The organism is Eubacteriales bacterium mix99 (genome assembly GCA_038396605.1).
Taxonomy (GTDB): domain Bacteria; phylum Bacillota; class Clostridia; order Caldicoprobacterales; family DTU083; genus UBA4874.
The window spans coordinates 2,908,134-2,927,760 of the sequence record CP121690.1 but is presented as its reverse complement, the minus strand read 5'-3'; the positions used below and the strand labels follow the sequence as shown (position 1 = coordinate 2,927,760).

Here is a 19,627-nt window from a genome sequence, read left to right as displayed (position 1 = left end):
TTCAGGGAGGTTCTGTGAATGAAGTGCCCATTTTGTTTTGCTGTGGACAGTAAGGTGGTGGATTCTAGGCCTACGGACGAAGGCACGATGATTCGCCGCAGGCGGGAATGCGCCCATTGCGGCAAACGGTTTACCACATATGAGAAGGTGGAACATATCCCCATTCTGGTTGTAAAGAAGGACGGTCGCCGGGAGGTTTTTGACAGTGATAAGATCCTTTCCGGGCTGCTGAAGGCCTGTGAGAAACGACCGATAACCATGAAGGATCTGGAGGCACTTGTACAGGACATTGAAAAGCAGGTCTACAATTCCCTGGATCGGGAGATCACCAGTCAGCGGATCGGGGAAATGGTCATGGAAAGGCTGAAGTCCCTGGACGAAGTGGCATATGTCCGGTTTGCTTCTGTCTATCGGCAATTCAAGGATATCAACACATTTGTGGAAGAACTGAACAAGCTGATGAAAGAAAAGTAGCGATAGCTGGAGATGCATGGCAGAGAAATCAAGAGAAACCATATTCCATTGGTTTCTTTTTCGTTTTTGGTCAGGAGAATGGCATACAACTTCCTGGGAAAGGGAATGATAATCCTGAATCAAATTCAACTAGAGGTGACAAATTATGCCCTTGGGATTAGCACTCCTGGTCGTAGCAAGCATTTTGATCCTGTTCGGGATCGGCCATCGGGTTCTGGACAGGCTGAGATTGAATGACAAGCAGGCATTATTTTTTCTGGCTGCTATTTTCATAGGCGGTATTCTTCCGGATATCCCTTTTGGAAAGAACTTTTCGATCAATCTGGGTGGTGCGGTTATTCCGCTTATCCTGGCTGTTTATCTTTTTGTCAAGGCAGGCACGGGAAAGGAAAAAAGGAGGGCGGTCCTGGCATCCCTGCTGTCCGGCATCGCTGTTTACCTGGCAGGAAGATTGCTTCCTGCAGAGCCGGAAACCATGCTTTTTGACCCGAATTATATCTATGGCATTCTTGCAGGTGTCATTGCCTACCTGTTCGGGCGTTCCAGAAGAGCCTCCTTTATTGCAGGCATTATGGGTGTGATACTGGCGGATGTTGCCCAGGGAATCGAAAACCTGATCCGCAACATTCCGGCGCCCACCCGGATTGGCTCCGCCGGTGTGATGGATGCCGTTGTGATATCCGGTTTCCTTGCGGTGTTGCTGGCGGAATTTGTAGGAGAACTGAGAGAAAAGATTCAGGGCGGCACCAGCAAGAAAAATATGCATTTTGATCATGCGGAATTTACCAGCGCAGTTGGCATGAAGGCGGAGAAAAAACAAGGGGAGGAAGAGGAGAAAAAAGAGAAGAAGGAGGAGGTTACGAATCATGAAGAAGATGATCAATAGGGCCCTGATCCCCATACTGCTTTTGCTGTTCCTGATCCCAATTCCTGCATCTGCCGACGATTGGTTTGAACCGGAGCCGGGCTATTATACCCTTCTGGATGAAAACGAAAAGGAACTGACCGTAATGGGCTGGGAAGTATCCCTGAAGGATGAATATGTCAGCAGCGACAACAAGCATTATATCGTAACCAGGGTAGACAGCGAAAAGAAAACAGCCTATACCAGGCTTTTGGGAGAAGTTCCCCTTCCGGCTGTGCAAACGCAGCCGGAATCCAGGGAAGCGGCGCAGCAGGATAAGGGAAATATCCTGCTGTATTGTACCCATAACGATGAATCCTACGTTCCGACGGACGGGAAGGAAAGCATCAAGGGGAACGGCGGCATTTTCGATGTGGCGGAAGCTTTACAGGCGAACCTGAAGAAGAAAGGCATCGATGCCGTACTGAGCCGGGACAGGCACGACCCGCATGACGCGGGATCCTACCGGCGCTCCAGACGGACCGCAGTCAATCTGATGAAAAAGAATGTTCCTGTGCGTGCCGTATTTGATATTCACAGGGATGCCGTACCAAAAAGCCATTATGCAGCAAAAGTGGACGGGCAGGACATGACCGCCATCCGGATCGTACTGGGCCGGCGTAACCAGAACCGGAAAGCCAACGAGGAGCTGGCATATAAATTTAAAGCGGTTTCCGATAAAAATTATCCCGGTCTGCTGAAGGATATCTATTTCGGGAAAGGTTCCTATAACCAGGAACTGGCCCCCCGATCCCTGCTTTTTGAAGTGGGTACCTATGAGAGTTCCAAGGAGATGGCGGAACGATCCACAGCTTATCTGGCCGATATTGTTTCCAAATCGCTGTACGGAGGGACTGCCCAGAAGCATTCTCCGAAGACCGGGAAGCCGGAAGGGAAGAAAACAAAGGTTACTCCGGTCAACCATGAAAGTGGAAAATCCGGCGGCCATGGCTTTCTTTGGATGATTGGCATTGTGGCAGTCGGCATTGTTGCTTTTCTTTTCATCAGCACGGGCAGCCGGGAGAGGTTTTCCAAAATCAAGAAGTCCAACAGACAGGATTACAGCAGCTTTCTGGGCCGGAAAAAGAAAAAATAACCGGTGGCTGTACATGCTGTGGGAGGTACTGTGCGAATTATCTATTACAGTTATTGGGGAACTTATGCAGCTTATCTTATGGCATCTCTTCATGCAGGGATTTATCCGGAAAAGGAACCGCCTTCCCCGGATACCATTGACCGACAGTATGAGCTGTGCCGCCGGTATGCAAATCAGGCCGGCAATCTGATCTATGTCGGTCTGGACGATCAGTTCCGGGAAGTTTACAGTCTTGGATGCAGACAGCACAGCGGCATGCTGATCCGTGCCATTCAGAATATGAATGTGGTTTTTGGCATCTGGGAGCCGGTTCGTTTCATCCCGGCAAAACCCCGGGGAGGAATTCTTCCCGGAATTCTGCAGAATTTTCTTTTCTTTACCGGGGCGGAAAGGCTGGCTGCGCACTGGTTTCATGTTTGGTTTCGAAGGCATTATAAGGGCTGTGCCGCAGCAGTTGAAAAAGCAAAGCAATCCCTGGAAGGTGAAAAAACCGAGTGAAATTATTTTATTGTTGTTACGGAGGTGCTCACACCTCCGTAACCTGTGCCTCCATTCATCTGCATTATCTTCCGGAAAACCGGATTCCGGCATTCACTGAATTCCGTAGTGTTCCATTTTATGACAAAATGGATCATTGCAGACTGGGAACTCCGGTTTATGTGGGAACGGATGAGATGGGCTGGGACATTTACATTATAGGTATGAAGCATGAAAAACAGCTGGTGATTCCTGCCATGAAAAGCTATTTGAACGCATGCGGGGTGGATCAGACCGGCTTTTTACTGGCAAATGCTCTGGTGGAGCTTCATCCAATCACTTCTGTCGGCGGGATTCTCACGCGAAGGTTCGGAATTGTGTCCATCGGAAGGCCAATGACCGTTTGGGGAATCCGGCGGAGTTACCGGAGACTGGTCAAACTGGTGCAAAGGGTAAAGAAAAATCTGAAAGCCAGACAGGAGATTTCGGATTTTTCTTGACGAAATGCGGAATATGACAGATAATATGGGTACATTGTTGATTTGTGTCCGGCACGGGAAAATATGAAATTTACCCATATGGATGGGAATCAAATGAATTTTTAAAGGAACTGTTTGAACAGGACCGGGAGGTGTGTGTGTGGCAAAACCAATGGTGGCGATTGTCGGCAGACCCAATGTGGGAAAATCTGCTTTGTTCAACCAGTTGACCGGGAAACGGATTTCCATCGTGGAGAATACCCCAGGCGTTACGCGGGACAGAATATACGCCGATGCGGAATGGCTGGACCATAAGTTTACCTTGATTGATACAGGAGGCATGGATCCCGAAAGCCGGGACCCGCTGCTGCAGCAGATGAAAAGTCAGGCAGAGATTGCCATGGAAACGGCGGATGTGATTCTGTTTCTTACCGACGGGAAGCAGGGGGTCACGCCGGCGGACCGGGATGTGGCGGAAATGCTCCGCAGGTCGGACAAGCCTGTTGTTTTGGCTGTAAACAAGATCGACACGCAGGAGAACGAGGCAAATCTCTACGAGTTTTATAATCTGGCAATCGGGGATCCCATATCCATATCCGCAGCCCATAAACGGGGAATCGGAGATTTGCTGGATGAGATGGTGAAGCATTTTCCCAGGGAGAGACCGGAGGAGGAAAAGGCCGAAACCATCCAAATTGCGGTGGTGGGAAAGCCCAATGCAGGAAAATCATCCCTGATCAACCGGATTCTCGGTGAGGAACGGGTTATTGTGAACGATATTCCAGGTACCACCCGGGATGCCATTGATACCTCCTTTGAGAAGGATGGGCAAAGGTATGTGATCATAGACACGGCGGGGATACGGAGAAAGAGCCGGATTCATGATTCCCTGGAGCGCTACAGCGTGGTGCGGGCTCTGAGCGCCATCCGAAGATGTGATGTGGCGCTGGTGATAATGGATGCTTCGGAGGACATCACGGAGCAGGATGCGAAAATCGCGGGATTGGTTCATGAAGAGGGGAAAGGCTGCGTTCTCGTCATGAATAAATGGGATAAAATTGAGAAGGAAACCCATACCATGGAGGAATACCACAAAAGGCTCCGGAATCGTCTGAGTTTTATGACTTATGCGCCGGATGTCTTTCTTTCCGCAAAAACCGGGCAGCGGGTGGGGCGCATTATAGAGCTGGTGAATCAGGTGTATCGCCGATGTACCTTCCGGGTCTCCACCGGGGTACTGAACGATTGCCTTGCCGATGCCATAGCGGTGAACGAACCGCCTGCCGGCAAGGGGAGACGCCTGAGAATCCTGTATGGTACACAGGTTTCCGTGAAGCCGCCTACTTTTGTCCTTTTTGTCAACCATCCGGAGTTTCTGCATTTTTCCTATCAACGTTATCTGGAGAATTATTTTCGAAAGACCTTTGATCTGGAGGGTACGCCTCTTCGTATCCTGGTACGGGAGAAAACGAAACAGGGGGTTTGAAATGGGATATTATATGCTGGCAGCAGTGATTGGTTATTTTGTGGGGAACTTTTCCCCTTCCTATTTATTGGGCAGGTTTTCCAAAGATATTGACATCCGGAATTATGGAAGCGGAAACGCCGGTACCACCAATGCAATGCGTGTATTGGGAACCAAAAGTGGGCTGATTGTTTTTTTATGTGATGTCATAAAAGGCGCTGTTGCCACATGGCTGGGTATGCGGCTGACTTCAGGCAATCCGCTGGGAGGGGCAGTCAGCGGATGCATGGCAGTGATCGGCCATAACTGGCCCTGCCTGCTCCGCTTTCGGGGAGGAAAGGGAATTGCCTGTTCCTTTGGCCTGATTCTTGTTTTATTTCCGACAATCGGCCTGATTCTGTTTTTGCTTCTCATTGCCTTGGTTCTGACGACCCGATACATGTCCCTGGGTTCGATCAGTGCGGCGGTTTTGTTTCCTGTTCTTCTGGCCATCTTCCGGAAGCCGCCTGAGATGATCCTGGTCGGGGTGATTCTGGCACTTCTTGCCCTGTTCCGTCATAAAGAGAATATTAGGCGGCTGCTGAACGGCCAGGAAAACAAATTTTCCTTCTCCAAATCCGGAAAGGATATCTGATATGCGGCAGGGCTTCGGAAACGGAGACCTTCCGCATTTTTTGCTGACAACCTGTCATATTCTTTTCCGGCTCCCAATATATATGAAGTATGAAAACAGAACTGGACGTTAGATATTGGGAACTGACCGGCCCAAATCTAATTCCCAGATGGGGAGGGGAAAGTTAATGGAGAAGTTTGACCTGTACCGGGATATTGCCGAACGCACCGATGGGGATATATACATAGGCGTGGTGGGACCGGTTCGAACAGGAAAATCCACATTGATCAAAAGAATTATGGATTTACTGGTCCTTCCTAATATGGATAACGACTTTAAAAAGGAAAGATCCCGTGATGAAATGCCTCAAAGTGGTGCAGGCCGCACGATCATGACCACTCAGCCAAAGTTTGTTCCCAATGAAGCCGTGCAGATTTCGCTGCAGGAAAATGCGAATCTGAATATCCGTATGGTGGATTGTGTCGGTTACCTGGTAAAAGGGGCAATGGGTCATATGGAAGGGGAAGCTCCCAGAATGGTGAGGACTCCCTGGTTTGATTATGACATTCCATTTGAAGAAGCGGCGGAGATCGGTACACGAAAGGTGATTGCCGACCATTCCACCATCGGCCTGGTGGTTACGACAGACGGCAGTATCACCGAAATCCCACGTTCCAATTATGTGGAGGCGGAAGAACGTGTGATCCGGGAGCTGAAGGAATTACAGAAACCCTTTGTCATGATTCTCAATACCCGGACACCGGATGCAGAGGATACGATAAAGCTCAAGGGCGCCCTGGAGGAAAAATACGATGTCCCGGTTCTGGCACTGGATGTATTGAATCTGACGGATGAGGACATTCATAATATTCTCAGCAATGCGCTGTTTGAATTCCCCATCACGGAAATCAAACTGGATGTTTCCAAATGGGTATTGAGTCTGGATGACGATCACTGGCTGATTCAATACATTATGGATTCCTCAAGGGAGGTATCAGCAAATGCCCTGCGCATCCGGGATATGGATGGATTCGGCAAATCTTTCGAGGATTCCGAGTATCTGGAAAAGCCGAAGATTGAAAACATTGATCTGGGCAGCGGAAAAGTGCAGGTTCAGATGGATGTCAAGTCCGGACTCTTCTATCAGATCCTGGGAGAAGAGTGTGGCTATCATATTGAAGGCGATTATCAGATGATCGGCCTGATGAAGGAACTGGCCTTTGCAAAAAAGGAATATGACCGGGTGGCAGATGCCTTGAAAGACGTAAGGGAAACCGGGTACGGGATGGTGGCTCCGTCCATGGAGGAGCTGACACTGGAAGAGCCGGAAATCATCCGGCAGGGAGGTCGTTTCGGAGTCCGCCTGAAAGCCAGCGCGCCGTCTCTGCATATGATCCGCGCTGATATTGAAACGGAAATTTCTCCCATTGTAGGTACTGAGAAGCAAAGCGAAGAGATGATCAAATATCTGCTGGACGACTTTGAAAACGATCCGTCCAAACTATGGGAGTCCAACATCTTTGGAAAATCCCTCAATGAACTGGTGAGGGAAGGGCTTTCCAACAAGCTGATGAGAATGCCGGAGGATGCCCGGTTCAAGATCCAGGAGACCCTTCAGAGAATCATCAACGAGGGAAGCGGAGGGCTCATTTGCATTATATTATAAAGAGAATTCTCCTTCGGAAGACCCCTCCGAAACACGGATGCAATGCAGCGAACAGAAAAATAAAAATTTGAATACCGGATGTCATTTTGACGTCATTTGCAGAAAGCCTTAAGTACGGTTGCTTAGGGCTTTTATTCTTTTTCGGCGTGCTGCTTCCGCGTGGTACTCGCCAAAATGGGAAATTGGTGATAAAATAGAAGCAATTGATGTAAAATGTATCTGAGATACAGAAGGGAGTCTTTCATGTGACGATAAATGAAAAATTGGGGGCACTGAGGGAGAGTATGAAGGCGAAAGGCATCCACGCTTATATGATACCAAGTGCAGATCCCCATCTGGATGAGTATGTTCCGGATTATTACAGGGCCAGGGAATGGATCTCCGGATTTACCGGTTCTGCAGGAACGGTTGTTGTCACAATGAACCGTGCCATTCTCTGGACTGATGGGCGCTATTACATACAGGCTGCAAAGGAGATTCAGGACAGTGAGTTTGAGCTGTTCAAGAAGGAAAAGGGGGTTCCCGATTATATGGAATTCCTGGAGCAGAGTCTGACTCGGGGACAGGCAGTCGGACTGGACGGCCGGGTGGTATCCTGTGCGGACGTACGGGAGCTGAAGAAAAGACTGGAGAGGAAGGGCGTATTCCTGAAGGGCGATATGGATCTGGTGAGCGAACTGTGGACCGATCGGCCTCCCCTGCCCATGGACAAGGCGTTTCTCCTGGATGTGGCTTTTGCCGGGCTCTCCGTTCGGGAAAAACGGGCGCAGGTGCTTTCCCATATGAAAAAGAATGGAGTGGATCATTATATTGTTTCTGCTCCGGATTCCATCGCCTGGTTCCTGAATCTCCGTGGAAACGACGTTTCCTATACCCCGGTGATTCTATCCTATCTCCTGATTTCCGGGAATTCCGTTACCTGGTTTGTGGATCCCGGTAAGCTGACGGATGAAGTAAGGGATTATTTAAGGGAAAATGATATTTCTGTTCGGGATTACGGGGAAGTGTTTCGGGCTCTTGCGGACCTGCCTGCGGACAGCAGCGTGCTGGTGGACAGCGAAACAAACAGCTATGCGGTCTGCTTTGCGGTGAAGCAGGCCAAAGCCATCGATAAAAGCGACATTATCGTTCCGCTGAAAGCGGTAAAAAATCCGGTTGAGATCAGAAATTTAAAGGACACCTATGTCAAAGACGGCGTTGCCATGGTGAACTTTCTGTATTGGCTGGATACCAATGTCCCAGGGGGGAAAGTTACCGAGCTGAATGCTGCGGAAAAGCTTCTGAAATTCCGGATGCAGCAAAAGGGCTGCATGGGCTGCTCCTTTGGGACCATAGCAGGATACAATGCCAATGCTGCCATGATGCACTATACCGCCACTCCGGAGAACTACTCCGTGCTGAAGCCGGAAGGGACGCTGCTGGTGGACAGCGGAGGTCAGTATTCCGGCGGCACGACGGATATTACCCGGACCATTGTCCTGGGAGAGATCAGCGAAGAAGAGAAAAGGGATTTCACCCTGGTGCTGAAGTCCCATATTGCCATGGCTTCGGCGATATTCCTGGAAGGAACAAGCGGAAAGAATCTGGATGTTCTGGCAAGGCAGCCTGTCTGGAAATATCATATGGACTATAAATGCGGTACGGGACATGGCGTCGGCTTTTGCCTGGGTGTCCACGAGGGTCCTCATGGATTCAGCAACAATGTGCCATTGGTACCGGGCATGATCATAACCATCGAGCCAGGGGTATATAAGGAAAACCGGTATGGCATCCGGACAGAAAATGATGTGGTGGTGGTGGAGGACAAAAAGGTGGAAGACGGGCAGTTCTATCGATTTGATATGCTGACCTGGTGTCCCATCGATATCCGGGCGATGGATCCGTCCCTTTTGAACCGGGATGAGATCGGCTGGATCAATACCTATCACAAAGAAGTCTGTCAGAAGTTGAGCCCTTATCTTGGGGAAGAGCAGAAGAGCTGGCTTCGTAAGATGACATCTTCGATCTGACAGCGAACCTTTATAACGGATTTTCAGGGAGAAAAACAACGAAACAACCACGAAATTATAAGGGAAGGGGCGTGCAGATTCATGAGGGAAGGAGATCCGGCCGGGCAGGACCGGGCAAAGCAGGATATTCCGGAGGGCAGGACCGCACTGGGGATTGAACTGGGGTCCACCCGTATCAAATCGGTGCTGATCGGAGAGGACCATCAGCCCATTGCTTCCGGAAGCTACGACTGGGAGAACAAGCTGGAAAACGGAATATGGACCTATCACCCGGATGATATATGGAAAGGCCTGCAGGGCAGCTACCGGAGCCTTGCGGAGAAAGTACACGGCAAATACGGAGTGGATCTTTCCACTGTGGGTTCCATTGGCATTTCCGGCATGATGCACGGATATCTGGTATTTGACAGGGAAGGGCGTCAGTTGGTTCCCTTCCGTACCTGGCGGAACACCATAACCGAACAGGCAGCTGGCCTTCTGACGGAGAAGTTCGGCTTCAATATTCCCCAGCGATGGAGCATTGCCCATTTGTATCAAGCAATCTGCAGCAGGGAAGACCATGTCCGGGATATTTCCTTTCTGACAACACTGGCAGGGTACGTGCACTGGAAACTGACAGGGGAAAAGATCCTCGGTGTGGGAGAAGCCTCCGGAGTCTTTCCTATTGGCAAAAGCGGAAGTTATCAAGCCGCAATGATGGAGCAGTTTGACGATCTGATTTCCGGTCTTTCCCTGGGCTGGCGTCTGGAGGACATTCTGCCGGAGGTCCGGAGTGCCGGAGAGCCCGGCGGGGTATTGACCGAAGAAGGAGCCAGACTGCTGGATCCCAGCGGAAAGCTGAAGGCCGGAATTCCACTGTGTCCTCCGGAAGGCGACGCCGGCACCGGAATGGTTGCCACCAACAGCGTGGCCGAACATACAGGAAATGTTTCGGCAGGGACTTCCATTTTTGCAATGGTGGTACTGGAGAAAGAACTGAGCCGGATTTACCCCGAAATTGATAGGGTGACCACACCTGCCGGGAAACCGGTTGCCATGGTGCACTGCAACAACTGCACCTCGGATCTGGACGCCTGGGTGCGCCTGTTCGGGGAAGTCCTGGAAGCCATGGGTGTAAAGTTCGAAAAGTCGGATCTGTACGATGCCCTTTACTTCAAGGCTTTGGAAGGAGAGAGCGACTGCGGGGGACTGCTTTCCTACAATTATTACTCCGGAGAGCCGATTACCGGATTCCGGGAAGGCCGTCCACTGTTTGTCCGTACGCCGGACAGCCGGTTTCATCTGGCAAACTTTTCCCGAAGTCTGCTTCTTTCTGCTATGGCGGTGCTCCGGATCGGCATGGATATTCTCACCGGGCAGGAGCATGTCAGAGTGGAGAAAATGCTGGGCCACGGCGGATTGTTCAAAACCAGGGGAGTGGGCCAGCAGATGATGGCCGCTGCCCTGAATGTACCGGTGTCCGTAATGGAATCTGCCGGAGAAGGTGGCGCCTGGGGCATTGCCTTGCTGGCTGCCTATGGGCAGCGGAAGAAGGAAGGTGAAACCCTGGATCGTTATCTTGCGGACAGGGTGTTTGCCCAAATCCAGGGTTCCTGTGTGGAGCCCAAAATCGGTGATGTCCAGGGATTTGATTCCTATATGAAGCGGTATCTGGAAGGGCTGGCCATTCAAAAGGCTGCAGTGGAGCATTTGCATGATTCGTAGGAAATCATGATCCTATAATTTTAGTTTTATTTCAATTTTTCATTTATACCTCATATACTGAGTGAATTCCGGTCTTCTGAATTGGGATGGTATGATTTCAGATGGATACAGATCAGACAAAGTGGATACAGATCAGACAAAGATGGAAACAAATCAGATAAAGCAGAAAGGAGTAAGATACGATGAAAGAAAAACAGTATGCATTTTGGTTTGTGGTGGGGAGCCAGTTCCTGTATGGGCCGGAGACCCTGGCTCAGGTGGAACGGGACGGCCGCGCCATAGCGGACGGATTGAACGGAAGCGGCAATCTGCCATATGACATGGTGTACAAGGATACCGTGAAAACAGCCGGCGGGATTGAAAAGCTGATCCGGGAAGCCAATTATGACGATGAATGTGCCGGCATCATTACTTTTTGTCATACCTTCTCCCCCTCCAAAATGTGGATCAACGGGTTGGGGCTCCTGCAAAAGCCCTGGCTGCATTTCCATACCCAGTTCAATGAAGAAATCCCCAATGAAGCCATGGACATGGATTATATGAATCTGCATCAGAGCGCCCATGGAGACCGGGAGCATGGATTTATCGGCGCCCGGATGCGGAAGGCCCGGAAGATAGTGGTTGGTTACTGGAAGGACGAAGAAACGCAGAAGAAAATCGGGAAATGGATGCGGGCGGCTGTCGGTGCAGCAGTCAGCCGACGTATGAAGGTAATGCGCTTCGGGGACAACATGCGCGAGGTGGCCGTTACAGAAGGCGACAAGGTGGAAGCACAGATCAAGCTGGGCTGGCAGGTAAATACCTGGCCGGTAGGCACGCTGGTGGAATATATGGACGCTGTGACGGATGCTGAGATAGAGGATTGCATGTCGGAATATCGGAAAAATTATGAATTTGCGACGGATGATCTGGAAACCGTTCGGTATCAGGCGCGGGAGGAAATTGCCATAAAGCGTATGCTGGATGAGGAAGGATGTATGGCGTTTAGCAATACCTTTGAGGATCTGTATGGAATGAAACAGCTTCCGGGCCTTGCCAGTCAGGATCTGATGCGCCAGGGCTACGGATATGGCGGGGAAGGGGACTGGAAGGTTTCCGCCCTGACGGCCATTGTGAAGGCAATGACCCACGGTATGGGCGGCGGTACGGCCTTTATGGAGGATTATAACTATGACTTGAAAAACGGCATTTCCCTGGGAGCGCATATGCTGGAGGTATGCCCGTCCCTGGCGGCGGAGAAGCCCAGGATTGAAGTGCACGATCTGGGAATCGGCAACCGGGAGGCTCCTGCGCGGCTGGTGTTTGAAGGCAAGGCAGGACCGGCTGTTGTGGCCAGTCTGATAGACATGGGTGGACGCCTGCGGCTGATCGTTCAGGACATTGAGTGTGTAAAGCCGACGCAGACCATGCCCAATTTGCCTGTGGCCCGTGTGATGTGGAAGCCTGAGCCGGATTTGACCACGGGAGTGGAATGCTGGATCCTGGCCGGGGGTGCACATCATACTGTGCTAAGCCGGGACTGCGATGCGGAGATGCTTAAGGATTGGGCCCGGATGATGGACATCGAGTTTGTACATATCCATCGCGATACCCGGCCGGAGCAGCTGGAGCACGATCTCTTCCTTTCTGACCTTGCGTGGAAACTGAAAGGATAACAAGGAGGGACAAAGACAAAAAGCAAAGACAAAAGGCCAGGATAAGGCAAAGACAAAGAAAGGGAAAAGGCAAAGAAAGAGACAATAAAAGAGGGCAATCCGAAAGGCAGAAAACAGATCAGGAACAAGGGAGAGGCGATTTCATGACAAAATATATTGTAAACGCCAATCACAGAAAAAGCCGGATTCATCCGGAAATTTACGGACATTTTTCCGAACATCTGGGCCGCTGCATTTACAACGGAATTTATGTGGGGGAGGATTCTCCCGTTCCCAATACCCACGGCATCCGGAACGATGTTGTAGAGGCCCTGAGAGCAATCCGGATTCCGGTGCTTCGCTGGCCGGGAGGATGTTTTGCGGATGAATATCACTGGAAAGACGGCGTCGGACCGAAGGAAAATCGAAAAAAGATGATCAATACCCACTGGGGAGGTGTTGTGGAAGATAACTCCTTTGGCACGCATGAGTTTATGGAGCTTTGCCGGCAGTTGGGCTGTGAGCCCTATGTCAATGGAAATGTGGGCAGCGGAAGCGTCCGGGAAATGAGCGAGTGGATGGAATATCTGACCTTTGACGGCGTTTCTCCCATGGCAGACCTGCGGCGAAAAAACGGTCGGGATAAAGCCTGGCGGGTAAGGTATTTTGGCATCGGCAACGAGAACTGGGGATGTGGCGGCAATATGCGGCCGGAGTATTACGCGGATCTGTATCGCCGGTATCAGACCTATGTACGGAATTATGGAGACAATCACGTGTTCCGGATCGCCTGCGGACCCAATGCAGATGATTATCACTGGACGGATACGGTTATGAAGATTGCCGGGAAGTACATGGACGGTCTGAGTCTGCATTATTACACGATCCCGTCCGGGAATTGGCAGCACAAGGGCTCTTCCACGGATTTTAATACGGAAGAATATTACGCTACTTTAGAGGCTGCCCTGCAAATGAAGGAACTGATTTCCCGCCACAGCGGGATCATGGATCGGTATGATCCGGAAAAGCGGGTGGGTCTGGTCGTGGATGAATGGGGCAGCTGGTATGATGTGGAACCGGGAACCAATCCGGGATTCCTTTATCAGCAGAATACCATGCGGGATGCCATGATTGCGGCGGTTACATTGAATATCTTCAACAAGAACAGTGATCGGGTTGTTATGGCAAATCTGGCGCAGATGGTAAACGTGCTTCAGGCGGTTCTTCTCACCGAGGGGGAAAAGATGCTGCGGACCCCGACCTATTATGTCTTTGATCTTTATAAAAATCATCAGAACGCGGAATTGCTGGAAAGCTATCTGGAAACACGGCAGGTCGGCGGCATCCCTCAGCTTCATGAGTCCGCTTCCGTGGATGAAAACGGACAGGTTCATATTACCATTGCCAACCTTTCCGGGGAAGAGGATGCCGTGATTTCCTGCGAGCTGCTGGGAAAGCAAGCAAAGCAGGTCCGGGGGAGAATTCTGCATGGCAGCATGAGGTCCCACAATACCTTTGAAGCGCCGGAGACGGTACATCCGGAGATTTTTTCAGATTATACGGCAAAGGAAACCTGGGGAGGATCCGCGCTGGAACTTCATATGCCGCCCTGCAGTATAGTGGAGCTGGCGGTAAAATAATGTCAATCAGTATTGAGCCATGCCGCTGTCTGCTTCGTGAAATGGAAGATCAGAAAGAGTTCTGGGCTTTGGTACGAGACCGGCTGAACAATATGCCGATGGAACGGCGCACGGAGGATGGGGTGTATCGGGAAAGACTGAAAAGCTGCAGGGAGTGTGCCCATCTGGTGAATGGGTTTTGCGCTCTTTGCGGCTGCGTAGTGGAATTGCGGGCAGCCAGACGATATATGGGTTGCCCGGATTCCCCGCCTAAATGGAATGGTTCTCCCATTCCTGCTGGCTGAAGGGCCGTACAAAGGTATGATAACTGAGAATTTCGCTCCTCTCCGGATTCATTCGATATTCACTCGGGGTCATTCTTGTGAGCCGCTTGAATTCCCTGGCGAAGTAAAATTGATTGGCATATCCCACGGACTCAGCAATGTCCGATATGGGCTGACCGGATTGTTTGAGACGTCTGCAGGCCTTTTCAATCCGAAGGATTGTGGAAGAGGGTACACATCCGGATCTGCTGGCGAAAGGCGGCGTTTATTCCGCTATGTGGGCAATGCAGGCGACCGACCCACGAAGTTCGTCCCTGTCATGATTCATTTAGGGTGGATACCACAATGGCCGGATAGCCGTAAACAGCCTATAGTCCGTCTCTGTCGTGATTCATTTAGGATTTGAATATCGCTGCTCAATAGAATATAATAGAAGCGATTGCAAAATTATTGACAGGAAATAAACAGGAGGATGAACGGATGAACAAGATTGACCAGCTATGCATCAATTCCATACGTATTTTATCGGCAGAAGCAGTGGAAAAGGCAAAATCCGGCCATCCGGGACTGCCGATGGGATCGGCTCCCATGGCTTATACCCTTTGGGCAAAGGTTTTGAAACATAATCCCAGGGATCCATCGTGGGCAGACCGGGATCGGTTTGTTCTTTCCGCAGGGCACGGATCCATGATGCTTTATTCCCTCCTTCATTTATTTGGATACGGTCTGACAATGGAGGATCTGAAGAATTTCCGGCAATGGGGCAGCAGGACTCCCGGACATCCGGAATACGGCCACACAGCCGGAGTGGAGGTGACCACGGGCCCACTGGGACAAGGAATTGCCAATGCAGTGGGCATGGCAATGGCGGAAGCCCATTTGGCAGCAAAGTTCAACCGGCCCGGATATGAGATCGTAAACCATTATACCTATGCTTTATGCGGGGATGGCTGCCTGATGGAGGGCATTTCTGGAGAAGCCTCTTCACTGGCCGGCACGCTGAAGCTTGGAAAACTGATTCTTCTGTATGATTCCAATTCCATCAGCATTGAAGGAAGTACGGATATCGCTTTTACGGAAGATGTGGGCAAACGTTATGAAGCATACGGATGGCAGGTGCTGCGGGTGGAGGACGGCAACGATACGGATGCCATTGAAGCAGCATTGAAGGAAGCCAGACAGGAGACGGAAAAGCCCAGCATGATTATCGTACGTACCGTGATTGGATACGGAGCGCCTGCAAAGCAGGGTACTGCCGCTGCTCACGGCGCACCCCTCGGTGCGGAGAACGTCCAGGCTGCCAAGGAATTTCTGCATTATTATCCGGATAAATCCTTCTATGTACCGGATGAGATAAGGGAGCATATGAAGGAACTTGTCTCTCAGGGGCAAAAGGCAGAAGAGGATTGGAACAAGCTATGGGATCCCTATCAGGAACATTATCCGGATCTGGCCGCCGACTGGGAAGCCTGGCATCAGCCCTGCCAAAAGGAAGATTTGTTGGATGACAAGGAGTTTTGGCATTTTGAGGGAGATATGGCTACCCGTTCTGCCTCCGGAGAGATACTCAATCGCCTGATCAAAAAGGTTCCCAATCTGATTGGCGGGTCCGCAGATCTTGCTCCTTCCAACAAGACGGAAATAAAAAATATGGGAAACTTTTCCGCACGGGATTATGCAGGTTCCAATCTGCATTTTGGCGTTCGGGAGCATGCGATGGCAGCCATTGCCAACGGCATGACTGCTCACGGCGGGTTAACCGTCTATGTTGCCACTTTCTTTGTATTCAGTGATTACATGAAAGGCGCCATGCGGCTGTCTGCCATGATGAAGCTGCCGGTGCTTTATGTTCTGACTCATGACAGCATCGGTGTGGGAGAGGACGGGCCCACCCATGAGCCCATTGAGCAGCTGGCTTCCCTGCGCAGCATTCCGAACTTTACGGTGATCCGGCCCGCAGATTCCAGGGAAACTGCAGCAGCTTATGTGTCCGCATTGTCCCGAACCGACGGTCCCACCGCTTTGGCGTTGACCCGTCAGAACCTGCCTCTGCTGGATGGTACGGGCAGGGGTGCACTGAAGGGTGCCTATATCCTGAAGGATTCTGAAAAGGAAATACCGGATATGATTCTGATGGCTTCCGGTTCCGAAGTACAGCTGATTGTACAGGCACAGAAGGTTCTGAAAGAGCAGGGAGTCGATGCCCGGGTCGTCAGCATGCCTTCCTGGGAAATATTTGAAGAGCAGACGGAAGACTATAGGGAAAGTGTACTGCCGAAAAAGGTACGGGCCAGACTTGCTGTGGAAGCAGGCACTTCCTTTGGCTGGCAGAAATATACCGGGTTGGACGGAGATGTTATTTCCATGGATCACTTCGGCGCATCCGGCAAATATAACATCCTGTTTGAAGAATTCGGCTTTACAGTGGAGAACATTGTCAAAAAGGCGAGGGAAACAGTCCTTTGACCTGTCCAGGGATAGAATTGAAATAAATAGAAATCAATATAGGATATAGAATTTGGCGAAAACATCAACCGGATATCACGAAAGCTTCGTGGTATCCGGTTGATTGCATTTCCAATGCATTTCCAATATATCTGCAATACTTTTTCAATGCTTTTGATTGCTGTTACTGTTTTCTTCCGGATCAAAACCTGACAGAAACCAGGCATGAAAGGATGCGTCGGCATTTTATATTTTTACAAACTCTGGCTGCCTGTCTGTAAAGAAGGTTACATAGTCAAATCCGGCCTGTTTCAACCATTCCAGTGCTCTCCTGTTTTCATATCCCACATCATTCACGGCATGGGCATCGGATCCGATGGTGACAATTTCTCCGCCCAGATCCCGGTATCGTTTTAAAATGGCAGGATGTGGATGAGGCTGCCTGGAGCTGTGTTTGCAGCCTGCTGTATTCAATTCCAGGCCCTTGCCCCTTTCCACCAGCAGTTTTAAAATGGATTCTATGATTTCCATTCCGATTTTATAATCTTCCGGGGCATAGGGATAGGGCATATAACGTCTCACATAGTCCAGATGTCCCAGGACACAGTAATCGTCATATTGGCGAAGAAGATCGTAAATTTTCTGATAATAGACGGTATAACTTTTTAACTTGTCCCGTCCTTTATAGTATTCCGGGCGGTAGGGGTCCAGCCCGTCCACCAGGTGGAGCGAGGCTATGACAAAGTCAAAGGGATAGCTTCTGACAAGAGATGCGGCGGCTTCCAGAGTCCGGTCCTGAAGACCGATTTCTATGCCGGTTTTTACGGAGAGCTTTCCCTTGTATTTTTCCCGGACGGATGCAATGGATTGAATATATTGATCCATATCCGTGATTTGAAAGGCGTTTTTGTTCTCCGGCAGGTTCATGTCCATATGATCTGTAAAGGCAATTTCTTTCAGTCCTACGGACATTGCCTTTTTACATGCCTCTTCCATGGTCATTTTCCCGTCCGGAGAAAAGAAAGTATGCATATGATAATCGAGCAATACGAGTCCCCTTCATTCTGTATATATTTTCGGGCACATTGTTTCAACGATCCCAAACCGTATTGTAGTAGTCCCGCGTGGGTAAGTCAACTGGCAAAACATATTTCATGGGGTTGGGAGGAAACAGCCGTATCTATGCAGAATAGTACAGGATAGGACATAATTCTGTTTTCTTTGCTTTAGTATGGTTCATGGGAAGAGAGGCGGAAGAATGAAGGAATATCTGCGTGAAGACCTCCGATCGTTGAAACCTTATCGTCCTGTAAGGGGAGAGTTTTCCCTGAAAATGGATGCCAATGAAACCCCTTTTCCAATCCCTCTGGAAATACGGGCGCAGCTGGCTTCTGAGCTGCTCGAAGAAAACAACTATCATCGATATCCCGACCCGGATGCAGATTCCCTGCGCGAGAAACTGGCGGAGGATCTGAAGATCAGCCGGGACAGTATCCTGATTGGCAACGGATCGGATGAGTTGATCCGGATGGTTACCAATGCCTTTGTGGACTGGGGAGATGCGGTATTGTGTCCTTCGCCTTCTTTCCCTGTGTACTCCCAATGTACGCGGATTGCAGGAGGAATTGCGGCGGAATATCCACTGGGCAAGGAATTCTGCTATGATTTGGGAGAGATGGAGCAGTCGATGGAGGAATATGAGCCGAAAGTGATTTATATCGGCTCTCCCAATAATCCGACCGGAAATATCATGCCGGTTCCGGATATCCGGAAGCTGGCCCGGAGCTTTGACGGGATTGTGGTGGTGGATGAAGCTTATTATGAGTTCTGTGGAGAGTCTGTGATTTCATTCATTGATCAATATCCCAATCTGGTGGTTTTGCGGACCTTTTCCCATGCCATGGGGATTGCAGGGCTGCGGGTCGGTTACCTGGCATGCAACAAAAACCTGGCGTATGGGATTCAAAAAATAAAGCCTGTGTTCAACGTCAACTGCTTTTCGCAACGGGCGGCGGAGCTCATATGGCAGTGCAGGGAGGACCGGGAGAAACAGGTACGGGAGATCCGGGATGCCAGGGAGTGGCTTTTTCAGGCGTTGGATGGGCTCCGGGGGGTTCATCCCTATCCCACCAAGGCAAATTTCATCCTGTTCAGGGTGAAAAACGGTGCTTTGGTTTATCAGCGCCTGCTGAAAAAGGGCATTTTGGTAAGACGGTTTGCCGGGGATCCGATGTTGAAGGATTGTTTACGGGTGACGATCGGCCGGATGGAGGACAACCGGTACTTTCTTCACAGTCTGGCGGAAATACTGGTGGACGTGGAGGAACGGTGAGTGGAAATGGAGAATGGAGAAAAGTATATACCGGTTGACAGAGAATTATTCTGCGAAATTTTGACAACAAGTGGTTGACTTCTCCGCCCGGATATATTATAATCTTACTTGCTGCTGAAACAGAGCGGCGTTTGGGAGCATAGCTCAGCTGGGAGAGCATCTGCCTTACAAGCAGGGGGTCATAGGTTCGAGCCCTATTGTTCCCACCATTGGCCCGGTAGTTCAGTTGGTTAGAATGCCAGCCTGTCACGCTGGAGGTCGTCGGTTCAAATCCGTCCCGGGTCGCCATTTGTTTTTGCCTCGGTAGCTCAGTCGGTAGAGCAGTAGACTGAAAATCTATGTGTCGGTGGTTCAATTCCGCCCCGAGGCACCATAAGTCAGTATTGGGACACTTTCCGGCAGGGAAAGTTGTCACAGAAGGAAATC

16 protein-coding genes and 3 tRNA genes are annotated in these 19,627 nt (G+C 50.3%); 18 read left to right on the top strand and 1 reads right to left on the bottom strand.

The window, feature by feature from the left end; translation table 11 throughout:
- The first annotated feature begins 18 nt into the window (after positions 1-18).
- From nrdR to tkt, 14 genes are all read left to right on the top strand, one after another.
- Complete coding sequence (nrdR, locus tag QBE55_13135; protein ID WZL78432.1) at positions 19-474, top strand: transcriptional regulator NrdR; 456 nt, start codon at positions 19-21, stop codon at positions 472-474.
- A 145-nt stretch (positions 475-619) separates the two neighbouring features.
- Positions 620-1,360, top strand: coding sequence for a DUF1614 domain-containing protein (locus QBE55_13130; GenBank protein WZL78431.1), 741 nt, complete (start codon positions 620-622; stop codon positions 1,358-1,360).
- Positions 1,341-2,474, top strand: a complete 1,134-nt coding sequence (locus tag QBE55_13125; protein WZL78430.1) for a stage II sporulation protein P — start codon at positions 1,341-1,343, stop codon at positions 2,472-2,474. Before QBE55_13130 ends, QBE55_13125 begins: the two co-directional genes overlap by 20 nt.
- A 30-nt stretch (positions 2,475-2,504) precedes the next feature.
- Positions 2,505-2,972, top strand: a complete 468-nt coding sequence (locus QBE55_13120) for a DUF3189 family protein (GenBank protein ID WZL78429.1) — start codon at positions 2,505-2,507, stop codon at positions 2,970-2,972.
- Entirely contained in the window at positions 2,969-3,451 is a 483-nt protein-coding gene (locus QBE55_13115; GenBank protein WZL78428.1) for a DUF3189 family protein, read from the top strand. The genes QBE55_13120 and QBE55_13115 overlap by 4 nt, the downstream gene beginning before the upstream one ends.
- A 139-nt stretch (positions 3,452-3,590) precedes the next feature.
- The gene (gene der, locus QBE55_13110) at positions 3,591-4,916 is read left to right on the top strand and encodes a ribosome biogenesis GTPase Der (protein ID WZL78427.1); all 1,326 of its coding nucleotides are present in this window, start codon (positions 3,591-3,593) and stop codon (positions 4,914-4,916) included.
- A 1-nt stretch (position 4,917) separates the two neighbouring features.
- Positions 4,918-5,529, top strand: coding sequence for a glycerol-3-phosphate 1-O-acyltransferase PlsY (gene plsY / locus QBE55_13105; protein WZL78426.1), 612 nt, complete (start codon positions 4,918-4,920; stop codon positions 5,527-5,529).
- A 166-nt stretch (positions 5,530-5,695) separates the two neighbouring features.
- On the top strand, positions 5,696-7,174 hold the full coding sequence (gene spoIVA, locus QBE55_13100) for a stage IV sporulation protein A (protein WZL78425.1): 1,479 nt from the start codon (positions 5,696-5,698) through the stop codon (positions 7,172-7,174).
- A gap of 245 nt (positions 7,175-7,419) precedes the next feature.
- Positions 7,420-9,183 (top strand): aminopeptidase P family protein, encoded by a 1,764-nt coding sequence (locus tag QBE55_13095; GenBank protein ID WZL78424.1) that lies wholly within the window; start codon positions 7,420-7,422, stop codon positions 9,181-9,183.
- Between the two features lie 81 nt (positions 9,184-9,264).
- Positions 9,265-10,887 (top strand): FGGY-family carbohydrate kinase, encoded by a 1,623-nt coding sequence (locus QBE55_13090; GenBank protein WZL78423.1) that lies wholly within the window; start codon positions 9,265-9,267, stop codon positions 10,885-10,887.
- 182 nt (positions 10,888-11,069) lie between these two features.
- Complete coding sequence (gene araA, locus QBE55_13085; protein WZL78422.1) at positions 11,070-12,542, top strand: L-arabinose isomerase; 1,473 nt, start codon at positions 11,070-11,072, stop codon at positions 12,540-12,542.
- Positions 12,543-12,685: 143 nt separating this feature from the next.
- Positions 12,686-14,161: an alpha-N-arabinofuranosidase gene (locus QBE55_13080; GenBank protein WZL78421.1), complete on the top strand. Its 1,476-nt coding sequence runs from the start codon at positions 12,686-12,688 to the stop codon at positions 14,159-14,161.
- Positions 14,161-14,445 carry a DUF6171 family protein gene (locus tag QBE55_13075; GenBank protein WZL78420.1) on the top strand — a complete coding sequence of 95 codons (285 nt, stop codon included), beginning with the start codon at positions 14,161-14,163 and terminating at the stop codon, positions 14,443-14,445. Before QBE55_13080 ends, QBE55_13075 begins: the two co-directional genes overlap by 1 nt.
- A gap of 459 nt (positions 14,446-14,904) precedes the next feature.
- Positions 14,905-16,890, top strand: coding sequence for a transketolase (tkt, locus tag QBE55_13070; protein WZL78419.1), 1,986 nt, complete (start codon positions 14,905-14,907; stop codon positions 16,888-16,890).
- A gap of 225 nt (positions 16,891-17,115) precedes the next feature.
- Here tkt and QBE55_13065 read toward each other — a convergent pair whose 3' ends face one another.
- Positions 17,116-17,916, bottom strand: a complete 801-nt coding sequence (locus QBE55_13065; GenBank protein WZL78418.1) for a histidinol-phosphatase HisJ family protein — start codon at positions 17,914-17,916, stop codon at positions 17,116-17,118.
- 211 nt (positions 17,917-18,127) lie between these two features.
- Between QBE55_13065 and hisC the strand changes: the two genes are divergently transcribed.
- The 4 genes from hisC (at position 18,128) to QBE55_13045 (ending at position 19,574) form a co-directional block, all read left to right on the top strand.
- Positions 18,128-19,201 (top strand): histidinol-phosphate transaminase, encoded by a 1,074-nt coding sequence (gene hisC / locus QBE55_13060; protein WZL78417.1) that lies wholly within the window; start codon positions 18,128-18,130, stop codon positions 19,199-19,201.
- Between the two features lie 133 nt (positions 19,202-19,334).
- Positions 19,335-19,410, top strand: a tRNA-Val gene (locus QBE55_13055).
- Positions 19,411-19,412: 2 nt separating this feature from the next.
- Positions 19,413-19,489 (top strand) — tRNA-Asp (locus tag QBE55_13050).
- 9 nt (positions 19,490-19,498) lie between these two features.
- A tRNA-Phe gene (locus QBE55_13045) sits at positions 19,499-19,574 on the top strand.
- Positions 19,575-19,627 lie beyond the last annotated feature (53 nt).